This is a genomic window from Parasphingorhabdus sp., assembly GCF_039977335.1.
Taxonomy (GTDB): Bacteria; Pseudomonadota; Alphaproteobacteria; order Sphingomonadales; family Sphingomonadaceae; genus Parasphingorhabdus.
In genome coordinates this window covers 502340-516229 of the sequence record NZ_JBDWDI010000004.1, presented here as the reverse complement: position 1 = coordinate 516229, position 13890 = coordinate 502340, and the positions used below count along the sequence as shown (strand labels likewise).

Genomic DNA, 13890 nt, shown 5'->3' with positions numbered 1-13890 from the left:
TTTTGAGTTTAAGGCGTGAAAGCGAGTTTGTCTGTGAAGCATAAAAAACGGCTCCTGCCCATATTGATGAGTGGTACAATTCTGGCAGGCACCGCGGTGCCCGCTCATGCGCAGGATACGCCAGCGGCCCAGCCTCCTGCGTCGCAACCACCGGCGGTTCAACCAACCATAGCAGTGGATAATACGATCCGGTCGATAGTGGTGAACGGATCGCAGCGTTTGGAATCGACTACGGTTCTATCCTATATGAAGCTTCGCGTCGGTCAGACCTATACACAGGAAGCGGCTGACCAAGCCCTGAAAGATCTTTTTGAAACGGAATTGTTCAAAGATGTCAGCATTCGCAACAATGGCGGTGCTGTGGTTATCGATGTCATCGAGAACCCCGTCATCAACCGGATATTGCTAGAAGGCAACAAGCGGATCAAGGAAGACAAGATTCGCCCGGAAATCCGCCTTGCACCGCGCCAGATATTTACCCGTTCCAAAGTACGAGCCGATGTTGCCCGTATTGTTGAGTTATACAAACGCAAAGGCCGCTTTGCAGCCAGCGTGGAACCAAAAATGGTTCAGCTGGACCAGAACCGTGTGGATATTGTTTTCGAAGTCAATGAAGGCCCGAAATCAAAAGTTCAGCAAATTAACATTATCGGTAACAATGTGTTCTCCGATGGCAAGTTGCGCGGCGAAATGGCGACGAAACAATCGCGTTTCTATCGTTTCTTCAGTTCCAGCGACACCTATGATCCAGACAGGCTTGCTTTCGACCAACAAAAATTGCGCCAATTTTATCTGACCGAGGGCTATGCTGATTTCCGTGTTATCTCAGCGGTCGCAGAGCTTACGCCAGATAAAAGAGACTTCATCATTACTTATGTTGTTGAAGAAGGCGATCGCTACAAATTTGGTGATGTAACGGTTGAAAGTGAAATTCGTGATTTTACACCCGAAACCCTGACGCCGCTGCTTCCGATGAAGGAAGGCGATTTTTATAATGCAAAACAAGTGGAAGACACGGTAGAAAGCCTGTCAGAGACTGCTGGTCTGTTCGGCTATGCTTTCGCAGATGTTCGGCCAGAATTTAATCGCGATAAAGAAACGCTTACTATGGGAATTAATTTCCAGGTGGCTGAAAGTGACCGTGTCTATGTCGAGCGGATCGACATTAACGGTAACACACTGACGGTTGATAAAGTGGTACGCCGCGAATTTCGTTTGAATGAAGGCGATGCGTTTAACAGTTTCCAAGTCAAGCGTTCTGCCAACCGGATTAAGTCATTGGGCTTTTTCCAGGACGAGCTGGAAATTGAACAGAAACAAGGCAGTGCGCCAGACCGGATCATCCTTGAAGCGAATGTCGAAGAGCGCGCGACCGGCGAATTGCAATTGTCTGCCGGTTTCTCCAGTGTTGAGAATTTCATTCTGCAGGCCTCGGTTCGCCAACGCAATTTCCGCGGCAAGGGGCAGGAACTTCGCGCCAGTGTTAGCTATTCCAGTTTCTCCCAGTCGGTTGAACTTGGCTTTACCGAACCATATCTTTTCGACCGGAACATTGCGGTCGGTGTCGATGTTTTTCGTCGTGATTTGAACAGTTTTAACTTTGTCGGCAATGATCGGGAAACAACCTTCGAGCAATTGACCACCGGCTTTCAAGTCCGTGCTGGTGTTCCAATCACCGAATATTTATCGGCTTCTCTACGCTATGGGTTGAGCTACGATGACGTGACGTTGGACAGAGATTTGTTTTTCACCGATTCCGATGGCGATAATGTTCGTGGCAATAATCCTAATGATACTTGTGATCCACTGGTCGCCGGCCGTTTTCTGTGTGATGCAATTGGCAAAAGGACAACATCCTCCATCGGTGCGTCCTTAATCTATGATGATCGCGACAACCGGGTCCGGCCGACCAGAGGTCAAACGGTAGTTGGCAGTCTGGATTTTGCTGGTTTGGGCGGTAGCGTTAAATATCTCAGAGGTCGCTTAAACGCAGCTAAATATTGGCGGGTACTCGGAAACTTCATTTTCTCGGTTAGCGCTGAGGGTGGATATATCCACCCGCTCGAAAATCGTGGCAGCGCAGCGGACGGAATTGATGATATTCGCCTGACCGACCGTTTTTTCCTCGGCGAGCCACAGATTCGCGGCTTTGATATTCGCGGCGTTGGGCCACGCGTGATCAGATCACGTTTCACGCCTGATGTTGTTGATGGTCGCGCGGTAAATACAATTATTGATTTCCGCGAAGACCGCAGCAACGTGACCGATGATGCGATTGGCGGCCGGGCCTATTATCTGGGTAGGGCTGAACTGGAGATTCCACTGGGCAGCGGCGCGCGTGAACTGGGGCTGCGGCCATCGATTTTTGTTGATGCTGGCGCGGTGTTCAACGTGACACAGCCTCTATTGATTGACCAACGCGTTCAGGCTCTCGATGCCAATGGCGCGCCGCTCTTTATCACTGTGGATGCCAATGGTGGAGTTGTTTCAACAACCGATGCGGTTGATGCTAATGGTGTGGCTAATGAACCGTCGCTGGTTGCTGGCAGCTTCTCCGAACAATTTTTTGGCGATAGTGCCAAGCCCCGCGTTTCCGTTGGCATCGGTGTCAATTGGAACTCTCCATTTGGTCCGTTCAGGATCGATGTCGCCCGCGCTTTGTTAAAAGAGCCTGGCGATGATACAAAGCTATTCACTTTCAATGTAGGAACACAATTCTAATGACTTTTTCAACCAAGACACTTTTGAAATCGGCCGCTTTGGCCCTCGCGACCTTGTCGGTACCGGCAATGGTGGCATCACCGGCTGCAGCTCAGTCCAGAACCAGCATCGCAGTTGCCAATTATGAAGCAGCAGTTGTTCGCTCTCAGGCTTACCGTACCGCTGTGGAGCAGATGAAAACGACCTATAAGTCGGATATTGATGCGACAAACGCCCGGGCTACTGCTTTGCAGACCGAACTAAAGCCTCTCGTCGATGCTTATAATGCTGCTGTTCAACAGCCCAATGCGAACGCGCAAACGGTTCAGCCGCAGGCACAGGCGCTTCAGGCAAAACGTCAATCTGGTCAGCAGGAATTGGCCCGTTTGCAGCAGCGCGTTACTCTGGCAACAGCCTATGTCGAAGAGCAGGTTGGCATGAAACTGAACGACGCGATCAAAGCCGCGATGAAAGCCAAAAATGTTGACCTGGTGCTCCAGCCCCAGGCCGTGGTTGCGCGTGAACCCTATGTAGATATCACCGAATCCATCGTGACGGAACTGAACAAGCTGGTGCCTTCAGCTTCGATTACGCCGCCAGCCGGCTGGAAACCCGGACAGGCGCAGCAGAACGCCCAGCAGCAGCCGGCGGCGACACAGCAACCTTCTGGCCGGTAACTGACCGACATGTCTGAACCGTTGGATTATGACGTCACCAAAGTGATGGCGGTGTTGCCGCACCGCTATCCGATGTTGCTGGTCGACCGGGTGGAAGAACTGGTCAAAGATGAATCCATTCGTGCGGTTAAAGCCGTGACCATGAATGAAGGATTTTTTCAGGGCCATTTCCCCGGACGTCCGATCATGCCGGGTGTTATGATTGTTGAAGCTTTGGCGCAGGCTGCCGGGGTTTTGGCGATGGAAAGCTTTGGTCTGGTTGGTTCAGGCAAGCTGGTCTATTTCATGGCGATTGATGGAGCGAAATTCCGCAATCCGGTTGAACCAGGCTGTTTGCTTTCGCTGAACGTGGAATTTGTCCAGAAACGCCCGCGGGTCTGCAAATTCTCTGGAAAAGCCATGATTGGCGACAAATTGGCTGCTGAAGCCAGTTTTACAGCGATGATTGCTGATCCACCCAGTTCATAATTGACGACTTAGACGACAAAAGAATCTTGCACTTTGAAGCGGCGGCAGTTAATGCGCCGCTTCGCAGACTATTATACGCTTAGGGATCTGGTCGGAAACCAGCCCGTTTTGGAGCAGAAAATGAAAAAAGATACACATCCCGACTATCACATGATCAAGGTCCAGATGACCGATGGTACGGTGTTCGAAACCCGCTCTACATGGGGCAAAGAGGGCGACACCCTGCAGCTTGATATTGATCCAACATCGCACCCAGCATGGACCGGTGGCAACCAGCGTCTTATGGATGCCGGTGGTCAGGTTGCACGCTTCAACAAGCGTTTCGGCGGTTTGTCACTCAAGAAGAACTAAGTGGTTTGGGCAGGGGCTCCGCGCCTCTGCTTACCACAGGCTCATGGCACCCAGCCATGGCGTGAGAAGTGAAAGCTTCTGGCGATAGATTTCTGTCGCCCGTTCGTTTGAGACTGGCACTAGCTGTATTTCTGAACCCGGATGCAATTGCCCGATCAAGTGTCGATCAGCCCTGATGACTTGCGCTATCCTCGGATAGCCACCAGTTGTTTGCGCATCTGGCCCAAGTAAGAATGGTTCGCCATCCGGAGGGCATTGAATAGTGCCGGGAAAGACAGGTGCGCTATGCATTTGCGATCCGTCTTCCTGATCCAAAGCTAGGCCTTGCAGATTAAGACCCATGCGGTTGGTTCGCGCTCCGACCTGGCAATTTTTTTCAAATATCATCTTTTGAGAATCAAGGCTTAGGGACGAGAGTTCGGGGCCAATCGTGACGCGCATTATAAATCGATCCGATATTATTGGCCGCAGGCCATCGGGCGTATTTTTGCCTGTGGTTTCGGATATTGCCGCTTGCTTACACTCAATAACGTCATCGGCCTGCAGCGCGCGCCCTTTAAACCCGCCCAGACCGGCAACGAGATAAGTGGAGCCACCACCCAACAGGGATAGCGCTTTTATTTGTCCAGAAACCGCCAAGTAGGATCGGCAGCCTTGAGTCGCTGGGCCAATATGAATTTCATCACCCGGCTTCGCGTAAACCAACGCATGCAAAGCGCGATCTTCATCGCCGACGCGCAGAAACTCAGCCGCGCCGGTCAAAGCCAGAGCTATGGGGTGCCTGACAGTCAGCTTCACATCATCCAGCGTAATTTCTACTGCTATCGCGTCAGGAGCATTGCCGACCAAATGATTAGCTAAAGCGAGAGAAAGGCAATCCGCTGCACCAGCGGCGGGCATGCCCAGATGCCGATGGCCCAAATAGGGCGCACCCTGCAACGTTGTTTGCAAGCCGGGTTTGACGACCGTGAGCGTCATCTACTTAACTCTCTAGAGATCGCATCAAATTCGGAGCGACTTATCGATCGGAACGAGATGTTTTGATTTGCAGATAACAAGGCAGGTTCGTCCTTTGCTGGATCGAACAACGTAAATGGTGTGCGGCCGACTATCGGCCAGCCGCCAGGGCTGTTGAACGAATAGATGCAGCTTTGGTTGCCAATGATCCCGATAGAGCCAGCGGATACTTGCTGTCTGGGTTTTGGTAGACGACCAATTTCTGTAACATCTTCGCCGCATTGCAGATAGGCAAAGCCGGGCATGAAGCCGAGCATTGTTACTGTGCATTGCAAGGCACTGTGCCATTCGATCAACGCCTCTACCGTCAGTCCCATTTTTTGGGCTATCCATTGCCGGTCTGGTGCGAACTCCTCTTCATAGCAAATCGGAATCGTGATGGGCGCTGCCAGTGTCCCTCTAGAGGTTTGGGGCTTTGACAGATGTTCGCGGAAGAGGTTTATCGCTTCGACAGGTGTGATTCGGGCAGGATCGAATTGGACCGCGATGCTGTCCAGTCCTGACACGACCTCTAGCCACATTTCTTGCTTTCTGACAACGGCACTTGCGGCGTGAACAGTGTCTAGGCTTTTCAGCTGACAGGTGAGCCAGTCGTCGCAGGCATGAATATCAAAACCATTCACGCTGACGGTGCCGCGATGGATATGCCTTCTAACTCCAGGGCCAGCTTCATCGATGTTGCCGTTGCGAGCGCTCCATCGCTATCGGAATGGAGGCATAGCGTTTCGGCTGCGATGATTTTTGACTGGTTGCCGGCTGTCGCAATCGGCTCTCCTCGCGCCAGAGCCAATCCCTGTTCTACGCGCGCAGCATCATCGCCGATGACGGCACCGGCTTCCGTCCGTGGCACGAGACGGCAGCGTTCGGAATATTGCCGATCAATAAAGGCTTCGGCGATGAAGCGAAGGCCACTTTTCTTTGCTTTCCGCTGTATGATGGAATCCGCCATGCCAACCAGCGCCAGTTTTTCGGCACGCGCGATTTCAACCAGAATATCTGCCAGCACTTCGTTGTCCTGCGCATCATTATAGAGCGCGCCATGGGGTTTCAGGTGGGTGATTTCGGCTTGCACAGCTGAGGCTGCTGCATTGATCGCGGCCAGCTGCTCCAACAAACTGTTCGCGAGATGGGCGGGATCAATTTCCATGCTCTTTCGCCCAAAGTTTTCACGATCAGGATAAGAGGGATGGGAACCAGCGGATACGCCTTTAGCTTTTGCCGCCACCAACATGGCGCGCATGGTTTCCGCCGAACCTGCATGTCCACCACAGGCGATATTGCAGCTGGATATAATATCCATAATCGCCACATCGCGTGCCATGGCTTCGGGACTATCATCCTCACCGAGATCGGCATTCAGATCAATAGCGGTGGTCATGGCCACCATCCCATAGCTCTGGCGATAAGCCGGATACCGAGCATGGTTGTGATCGCCAAAATGATCGTACCAGCGATATTGCCTTTCCATCCGTTGACATGAGAACCAAGCAGCGCGCTGTCATTGGCAAGTCTGATCAGGAAAAAGGCGATGATCGGTAAGAGCAATCCGTTCGCGATCTGGGCAACGAAGATAATTTCTACCGGCTTGTAGTTTAGCAGCGCACCAAATGTACCGGATAATATGACTAGCAATGCGCCGATTCTGAAGGGTGTACGCGATACATCACCGCTCGTTTTACCAAATATTTCCTGTACAATATATCCGGTGGCAAGCGGGGCCGTGATAGCGGACGTCAGCCCCGCGGCAAACAGGCCTGCGCCAAGTGTCGCGGTCGCAAAACTGCCAAATAGGGGGTTCAGTTGTTCTGCCATATCGGCGGCATTGGCAATTTCCTTGCCGCTGCCAAACAGGCTGGCCGCTGCGGTTGCCAATATGGTGATGGATACCAATCCGCCAAGCCCGATGGAGAGAGTGCTATCCGTTTGCGCTACAGCCAGATCACTCTCTTCTTTCCAGCGCTCTCTGACGCTGGCGGCGTGGAGGAACAGGTTATAGGGGACGATCGTTGTTCCAATCAGTGCGATAGCGGTCAACAGTCCGCCTTCGGGAATATTCGGGATAAATCCACCCAAAATTGCGGTGATATCGGGCCGTGTGATCAGGAAAGTGAGCAAGAACGCCGCGCACATGAAAACGACCATGGCGATTAATATCCGCTCGACCCAGCGTGGTTTGGAAAACAGGATAAGTGACCCGGCAAGCACGGCAATTGCGCCAATGGCCAGACCGCGATTTTCAGACAAGTCACCGTTAAGTGCCTCCAGCCCCAACAGAGCGCCAGAGATATTGCCAGCTTCATAAGCTGCATTACCAAGCGCCAACGCCGCGATGAGCAGGGCAGCGGCAAGCCAGCGTAGCGGCGGTGACGCAACCGTCTGCATCATCGCCTCGGCAAGGCCCATGCGAGAGACCAAAGCGACACGAACCGCAATGGACTGTAAAATAATCGTCGTCACCGTTGCAAAGGCCAGCGCCCAGATCAGAGCAAAACCAAAATTCGCACCGGCCAGGGTGCAGGCGGTAACTGTGCCGGGGCCAATGAAGGCTGCTGAAACCATCATGCCTGGTCCGGGACGATAACTGGATATTTTCATCGGAGTTGCTGCAATATGATCATCCTTGTTTGCCTATTCTGTGCGGGCTCATTCGGGCCATGGCCAAGCGCGTTCTCTAAACCATTTTGTGATCACATATTTGGTGCCACTGCGCACTTTCATTCCATGATGGAGTGTCAAACTGTTGATATCACCATCTAGCTGCATATTATTCCAGCATAATATATTCCCAGTCTTGGGAACGAATTTCTTGTTCAGTTTCACAAAGCGGGTCGCGCCGCCAGCGTCCGGTTCGTTCAAATAGATCATGAACGTCCAGGTACGCTGACCGGATAGGGAGCAGAATTTTTTATAATCCTCACCATTGGGATCGAAAAAATCGGTGTGCGCCTTGAACTCCTGACCTTCGGCATAGCGCTGTCCCTGCAGGGGTTCACCAAATTGGGGATCAATATTCGCAAAGTTGCAGATTTTCGCATCGATTTCCGCAACAAACGCGTCGTTGTGATCGAGATCGCATGTTTCACTAGTACGGAAATAATCATCACCATTGGCATCCGCGATCGTCGACGGTCGGCGTTTTTCGTCGATTAGGTGAATAAGTTTTTCGCATTCGTCCGCTGTCAGAAAATTCTTCAACATGCAGAGCTCTACATTTTTATTTGGATAGCGTTGCACTTGGCCGAGGGCGACCAGATAGTCTGCTGTAGTGTTGTTATCTGTCATCGAACCTTCCGAGATCACTCCTAATATCGGAAGATCAGATTAGATGAAAAATTGTCTGCCGCAACCGCTGTTTGCTGTCTGGCACAATGTGGATATAGATAGGGCAATCATGGCAGGCGCAAAAAACAGTCAAGGCGATAGCATCAACACCCAAGGCGGGTTCACGCTGGTCGAGATGATGGTCGCCCTGTTCATTTTTTCTCTGCTGTCGGTTGCGGGTGTCGCTCTTCTGCGCGGCGCGGTAAACAGTAATGAGGTCACCGACGCGAAACTAAGCGATATGGCGCAGATGCAGCGTCTCGTATCGCTGATGGAAGCGGACTTGAGCCAGGCGCTGCCTAGGCCCCATCGCGACGAAGACGGCGACCGAGTGGCTGCTTTTATTAGTGAGACCGGCACTGGCGGGCGTGGCATTCTGTCTTTCAGTCGGGGCGGGCAGAGTAATATCAATAACAAGCCACGGTCCAACATTCAGCGTATCTCCTATAAATTGAATGATGGCCGGCTCGAACGGCTGCAATATGAAACCACGGATGGCGGATCGATCAGCGAACCAGCCGAACTGCTTGATGGTATCAGTGAATTGGAACTGCGCTTTCGTGATAAAAGAGGGCAGTGGACCAGCAATTGGCAAACCGAACGGCTCAATGACCTGCCGCGTGCGGTGGAGTTGCGATTTGAACAAAACGACAGAAACTATCGCCATGTTTTTCTGGTCGGGACGGGCTATCTATGAAGCCGCTTCGACGGGTGAGAGAAGGCGAACGCGGCGCGGCTCTTTTGACCGTGCTGTTGTTGGTCGCCGTTATCGCGGTGCTGGCGGCGCATGGGATAGACCGGTTGGCCGGAGCCACCAAATTAGCCTCCAACGCCCGTGAACTCAGTCAGGCCAAGGCCTATCTGATCGCAGCAGAATCGATCGGCATGCAATCGGCAGAACAAATTGTCAGTTTTTCGCCAGGGCGCACCACTAATTTGGGCGGCTGGAATGGCCAGGAACGGCGTTTTCCGGTACCGGGAGGTGTCATAACTGCTGCGCTGACCGATGGCGGAAATTGCTTCAATATTAATAGTCTGGTGAGCCAGAATGACGCTCTTTTGTCGGCAAGTCCGGATGGCCAAACGCAGTTTGTCCGGTTGATGACTTTGCTGGAAATCCCGGAAGGAGAGGCCGCGGATATAGCGGAATCGGTGACGGACTGGATAGATAGCGATACGGTCCCATCGCCGCGCGGCGCAGAGGACGAATATTATGCCCAATTGGAAAAGCCCTATCGCACGGCCAATGCGATCATGTTGGACATTAGCGAGCTCCGCACCGTGAAAGGTGTCACCAGTGCAGTCTATGCCCGGATCGCTCCATGGCTTTGTGCGCTGCCGACAACCGATTTATCACCCATTAATATCAATACGCTGCGCCCAGAGCGGGCAGTTTTGTTGGCAATGCTCTCCAACACGCCAGACATAGTTGGATCTCGTCAGTTTCTCGGTCGCCGGACGGAAACCGGCTATGGCAGTCTCAACGATTTCTGGGCTGAGCCCTTTCCAGCTGGCTTTCTCGCGCCATCGCAGGTGCAGGGTCAGGTGAAGTTGATGACCCGTTGGTTCCGGCTCGACATAGCAGTGGAAATGCAAAGCGCTTTGGTGGAGGAGCGCGCTTTGGTCGATGCAGCGCGCCAACCGGCACGGCTGGTCCATCGTCAGCGCGGGGACGCCTTGTAAGCGGGATTTATTTGGGGATGGCTATTTCGCGTTTTTGATGTGCTAAATACTTGACGGCTGCCCCTATGCATCCCTATGCAGCGCGGCGCAGCAGGCATGTTCGCATGTCGCGCGATTGTGGCGATCGTAGCTCAGTTGGTTAGAGCGCCGGTTTGTGGTACCGGAGGTCGGGGGTTCGAGACCCCTCGGTCGCCCCATTTTCAAAACCACTCCTATAGCATATTCAAATGGTTAGCGGTTCCCGAGACATCTTGGGGTGACAAAATGGTTTTGTAATATTATTACGCTAGAACCAAATTATATTTCTCAGCGAGCGAGGGGTTTTTCCAAATGTCGGTAATGTGGGATCTGCCAGATTTTGACGGTCATGAAGCCGTCCATTTTTTTCACGATGTGGAAACAGGTCTCAGCGCAATTATTGCCCTTCATTCTACGCATTTGGGTCCCGGCGCAGGCGGTACGCGGTTCTGGCATTATGAGAATCGCGAGACGGCGGTGACCGATGCGCTGCGGCTTTCCCGCGGTATGAGTTTTAAAAATGCGATGGCTGGCTTACCTTTAGGTGGTGGCAAGGCCGTCATATTAGCTGATGGCAATCGGAGGAAGTCGCCGGAAATGCTGGCCGCTTTTGGACGGATGATTGATTCGCTCAGCGGGCGCTATGTGACAGCAGAAGATGTCGGTATCAGCACGGCAGATATGGTCGCTGTATCCAAACAGACGAAATATGTTTCTGGCCTGCCAGTTAGTGATCATGGCGATGCGGGCGGCGATCCCGGCCCTTTTACCGCCATGGGTGTTTATCTTGGCGTTAAAGCTGCGGTAAAACACAAGCTGGGCCGCGATAGCATGGAAGATGTCCATGTCGCGATCCAAGGCGTTGGCAGTGTTGGCGGCGGATTGGCCCGGTTGCTGGCCAAAGACGGCGCGCGGCTTAGCATCGCGGACATCAACAAGGATCATGCGACCAATTTGGCGTCAGAATTGGGCGCTACGGTAGTCGGCCTTGATGATGTGATGCGTCTGGAGGCAGATGTGTTTAGTCCCAATGCTTTAGGTGCGATACTGGATAAGGTTTCTATCGCTCATCTCAATGTACCGATCGTTGCAGGCGGCGCAAATAATCAGCTGGCGACACCGGAAGACGGCCAACGGATTTTTGACCGTAACATATTGTTTGCGCCTGATTATGTTATCAATTCGGGCGGTATCATCAGTGTCGGGCTGGAATATCTTGGCGATAGCGACGTTAATGAGGTGAACCGGCGAGTCGAAAATATTCCTGGTCGCCTAACCGAAATTTGGAACGAAAGCGCGTCGAGCCAATTGCCGTCCGCAGTGGTTGCTGACAATATGGCACAAGCGCTAATTGGCCGGTAAGCCAACAGATCTTTCCTCAATCAATATTCAGGCATTCCGCCAAAGTTTCTTAGATCGCTACCTGCATGAACTTTGGTTTGCTAGCCTGATCAGCTGCATTTTGCGCCAGCGGATAATTACCCGGCGGCAGAGCGGCTAGCGGCATCCCGGCAGCGGCAAGGTCGTAGGGCGATACGCGGTGGCGCGTACATAGTCCGCCAGCACCGTCGCTGACTAAAGGTGTTTCAAATTCAGTAGCCACCGTCGCTTCTTTTACTCTGATAACAGTACTGATGACCAGCTGGCCTCCGCCGAGATCAAGGACAAGATGGGTTCCTACGGGCACTCCAAGCATCCCTTCGAACCGCGCACCTGTTTTGGAAAGATCCCGCATGACAACATCATAGTGATGGTCTTCATGGATCGCGCCGATGCGGCGGAAAACCGTCCGCCGGTCTGGTCGATACAGATCCGGTCCATCCGGTTCGATACGGAATTCACCGCTGCCTAGTTTTTCGTCAATTTCCTCGAGCCTTAGGGCTTTCGAATAGATCCAACCCTGAATATATCGTGCGCCCTTGGAACAGACGAGCTCGAACTGATCGAAGGCTTCTACGCCTTCAACCGTTGTTTCCATGCCTAGTGCTTCCGACAGACTGACAATAGCGGCAATGATTTTGGCGCTGTTTTTGTCTTTTTGCGTACAAGAATCGACAAAGCTTTTGTCGACCTTGATCTTGTCAAACGGAGCGGAACGTAGATAGCTCAGTGAGGAATAGCCGGTGCCAAAATCGTCCAAAGCCAATCTGACTCCCAGTTCTTTCAATATCTTGAACGTGTTATCGATTGTTTCGCTGTCGCCCATGAACACGCTCTCGGTCAGTTCGAGTTCGAGCCGTTCCGGGGCCAGACCGCTTGCCGCAAGCGCGTTCATAACTATTTCGGGAAATCCGCTATTCGCAAATTGCACGGCCGAGACATTGACCGCAATGCGGACCGAGTGCGGCCATTGCAGAGCATCGGTGCAGGCTTTGCGCAACGCCCATTCGCCGAGTTGATTGATTAGATTCAGCTCTTCCGCAATCGGAATGAATACGCCCGGACTAACTGCGCCCCGCTCAGGATGGACCCAACGCATCAGGCCTTCAAAGCCGACGACCATATGGTCATCGGTGCGGACTACCGGTTGATAATGGAGCTCTAGCTGGTCATTGTCGAGCGCGTGTCGCAGGTCTTCAACCAACAGCCGGCGCTCTTCCTCTTCATCCTTCAAGTCAGCGGAGTAAAAACGGAACTGGCCGCGTCCAGAATTTTTGGCGGAATAAAGTGCGAGATCCGAACTGCGAACCAGTTCTTCTTTCTCAACTCCATCATAGGGTGCAATTGCGACCCCGATGGATGTGCCAATAACGGCGCTCTTTTCGTCAATTGGATAAGGCTGCGAGACAATCTTGACGATTTTCTCGGCTATTTCGCCCAGTTTTCCGCGATCGTCCAGGTCAGGCAAGATGACCTGAAATTCATCACCGCCCAATCGGCCAATTTCGCCGCGATCGCCGATGATTTTGCGGATTCGTATCGCAACCTGCTTGAGCAGTTCGTCACCGGCCGGATGACCCATTGTATCATTAACCTGCTTGAACCGGTCGAGGTCGAGCATCATGATCGCACAACTGCGGCCCGCTGCCTTAAAGGCACCAAGGATTCCATTGAGCTGGTTGTCCATGCGGTGGCGATTGGCAAGTCCGGTTAGCGAATCAAATTCGGCGAGGCGGGAGTCTTCCAGCTTACGCTGATACTCGACCGTAACATCCTTGGCATTGCCTCGATAGCCCTGGAAATTGCCGGAATCATCAAATTTCGGATGCGCTGAAATCATCCACCATGTGGGTCGGTCTTCGCGGCTTAATGTCACCGGCACGCGGCGGACTACCAGATCATGCAGTTTGCTGCGCTTGCTGAGTTGGTAGTTTAGTGGACGATCCGATTTTTCATCAGGATTGTCGGGATCATTCTCAAACAATGAGGTAAATGGCTGGGACAATATTTCGCTGACCGGTAAGTTCAAGCTTTCTGCCGCTTTTTCCGAAAGATATACGAACCGACCGTCCGCATCGGTGGCCCATAGCCAGTTTATGCCTGCTTGTTCAAAATCATCTATTACTTCCAAGCGTTTAGCTTGGTTTTCGGACGTAATAACTGATGTTGATTCACCGGGTGAACCATTTGAAAATGCTTTCAGTAAACCTTTTACTGCCATAAATATTGTTTAACCTCAGCCCCACCGAAGATTGATTTTTGGTCTCTAATGAGT

General features: G+C 52.4%; 13 protein-coding genes and 1 tRNA gene. 8 read left to right on the top strand and 6 right to left on the bottom strand.

Annotation, left to right across the window (positions count from 1 at the left end):
- The first annotated feature begins 66 nt into the window (after positions 1-66).
- From bamA to rpmE, 4 genes are all read left to right on the top strand, one after another.
- Positions 67-2721: an outer membrane protein assembly factor BamA gene (bamA, locus tag ABJM21_RS09685; protein ID WP_348301685.1), complete on the top strand. Its 2655-nt coding sequence runs from the start codon at positions 67-69 to the stop codon at positions 2719-2721.
- Positions 2721-3377 (top strand): OmpH family outer membrane protein, encoded by a 657-nt coding sequence (locus ABJM21_RS09680; RefSeq protein WP_348301350.1) that lies wholly within the window; start codon positions 2721-2723, stop codon positions 3375-3377. Before bamA ends, ABJM21_RS09680 begins: the two co-directional genes overlap by 1 nt.
- A 9-nt stretch (positions 3378-3386) precedes the next feature.
- Entirely contained in the window at positions 3387-3845 is a 459-nt protein-coding gene (fabZ, locus tag ABJM21_RS09675; RefSeq protein WP_348301351.1) for a 3-hydroxyacyl-ACP dehydratase FabZ, read from the top strand.
- 120 nt (positions 3846-3965) lie between these two features.
- A complete protein-coding gene (rpmE, locus tag ABJM21_RS09670) occupies positions 3966-4196 on the top strand; it encodes a 50S ribosomal protein L31 (protein WP_348301352.1) in 231 nt (76 codons plus the stop codon).
- 30 nt (positions 4197-4226) lie between these two features.
- On the opposite strand, the gene ABJM21_RS09665 is transcribed toward rpmE, so the two are convergent.
- From ABJM21_RS09665 to ABJM21_RS09645, 5 genes are read right to left on the bottom strand one after another with little or no spacing between them, the layout of a single operon-like run.
- On the bottom strand, positions 4227-5174 hold the full coding sequence (locus tag ABJM21_RS09665) for a biotin-dependent carboxyltransferase family protein (protein WP_348301353.1): 948 nt from the start codon (positions 5172-5174) through the stop codon (positions 4227-4229).
- Positions 5171-5836, bottom strand: coding sequence for a carboxyltransferase domain-containing protein (locus ABJM21_RS09660; RefSeq protein WP_348301354.1), 666 nt, complete (start codon positions 5834-5836; stop codon positions 5171-5173). The genes ABJM21_RS09665 and ABJM21_RS09660 overlap by 4 nt, the downstream gene beginning before the upstream one ends.
- On the bottom strand, positions 5833-6591 hold the full coding sequence (pxpA, locus tag ABJM21_RS09655) for a 5-oxoprolinase subunit PxpA (RefSeq protein ID WP_348301356.1): 759 nt from the start codon (positions 6589-6591) through the stop codon (positions 5833-5835). Before pxpA ends, ABJM21_RS09660 begins: the two co-directional genes overlap by 4 nt.
- Entirely contained in the window at positions 6588-7808 is a 1221-nt protein-coding gene (locus tag ABJM21_RS09650) for an Nramp family divalent metal transporter (protein ID WP_348301357.1), read from the bottom strand. Before ABJM21_RS09650 ends, pxpA begins: the two co-directional genes overlap by 4 nt.
- Positions 7809-7856: 48 nt before the next feature.
- On the bottom strand, positions 7857-8495 hold the full coding sequence (locus ABJM21_RS09645) for a 2OG-Fe(II) oxygenase (RefSeq protein WP_348301358.1): 639 nt from the start codon (positions 8493-8495) through the stop codon (positions 7857-7859).
- A gap of 109 nt (positions 8496-8604) precedes the next feature.
- On the opposite strand from ABJM21_RS09645, the gene gspJ reads away from it, so the two are divergent.
- The 4 genes from gspJ (at position 8605) to ABJM21_RS09625 (ending at position 11597) form a co-directional block, all read left to right on the top strand.
- The gene (gspJ, locus tag ABJM21_RS09640; protein WP_348301359.1) at positions 8605-9231 is read left to right on the top strand and encodes a type II secretion system minor pseudopilin GspJ; all 627 of its coding nucleotides are present in this window, start codon (positions 8605-8607) and stop codon (positions 9229-9231) included.
- Positions 9228-10217 (top strand): type II secretion system minor pseudopilin GspK, encoded by a 990-nt coding sequence (gspK, locus tag ABJM21_RS09635; protein WP_348301360.1) that lies wholly within the window; start codon positions 9228-9230, stop codon positions 10215-10217. Before gspJ ends, gspK begins: the two co-directional genes overlap by 4 nt.
- 120 nt (positions 10218-10337) lie before the next feature.
- Positions 10338-10414 (top strand) — tRNA-His (locus ABJM21_RS09630).
- 133 nt (positions 10415-10547) lie between these two features.
- On the top strand, positions 10548-11597 hold the full coding sequence (locus ABJM21_RS09625) for a Glu/Leu/Phe/Val dehydrogenase dimerization domain-containing protein (protein ID WP_348301361.1): 1050 nt from the start codon (positions 10548-10550) through the stop codon (positions 11595-11597).
- Between the two features lie 49 nt (positions 11598-11646).
- Here ABJM21_RS09625 and ABJM21_RS09620 read toward each other — a convergent pair whose 3' ends face one another.
- A complete protein-coding gene (locus ABJM21_RS09620) occupies positions 11647-13836 on the bottom strand; it encodes an EAL domain-containing protein (RefSeq protein WP_348301362.1) in 2190 nt (729 codons plus the stop codon).
- Between the last annotated feature and the right edge of the window lie 54 nt (positions 13837-13890).

Excerpts from the sequence above, each read along its gene's own strand:
- ABJM21_RS09680 (WP_348301350.1), top strand. The coding sequence starts at position 2,721 with ATGACTTTTTCAACCAAGACACTTTTGAAATCGGCCGCTTTGGCCCTC.
- ABJM21_RS09625 (WP_348301361.1), top strand. The coding sequence starts at position 10,548 with ATGTCGGTAATGTGGGATCTGCCAGATTTTGACGGTCATGAAGCCGTC.
- pxpA (WP_348301356.1), bottom strand. The coding sequence starts at position 6,591 with ATGACCACCGCTATTGATCTGAATGCCGATCTCGGTGAGGATGATAGT.
- ABJM21_RS09645 (WP_348301358.1), bottom strand. The coding sequence starts at position 8,495 with ATGACAGATAACAACACTACAGCAGACTATCTGGTCGCCCTCGGCCAA.
- ABJM21_RS09650 (WP_348301357.1), bottom strand. The coding sequence starts at position 7,808 with ATGAAAATATCCAGTTATCGTCCCGGACCAGGCATGATGGTTTCAGCA.
- ABJM21_RS09620 (WP_348301362.1), bottom strand. The coding sequence starts at position 13,836 with ATGGCAGTAAAAGGTTTACTGAAAGCATTTTCAAATGGTTCACCCGGT.
- bamA (WP_348301685.1), top strand. The coding sequence starts at position 67 with ATGAGTGGTACAATTCTGGCAGGCACCGCGGTGCCCGCTCATGCGCAG.
- gspJ (WP_348301359.1), top strand. The coding sequence starts at position 8,605 with ATGGCAGGCGCAAAAAACAGTCAAGGCGATAGCATCAACACCCAAGGC.
- gspK (WP_348301360.1), top strand. The coding sequence starts at position 9,228 with ATGAAGCCGCTTCGACGGGTGAGAGAAGGCGAACGCGGCGCGGCTCTT.
- rpmE (WP_348301352.1), top strand. The coding sequence starts at position 3,966 with ATGAAAAAAGATACACATCCCGACTATCACATGATCAAGGTCCAGATG.
- ABJM21_RS09665 (WP_348301353.1), bottom strand. The coding sequence starts at position 5,174 with ATGACGCTCACGGTCGTCAAACCCGGCTTGCAAACAACGTTGCAGGGT.
- fabZ (WP_348301351.1), top strand. The coding sequence starts at position 3,387 with ATGTCTGAACCGTTGGATTATGACGTCACCAAAGTGATGGCGGTGTTG.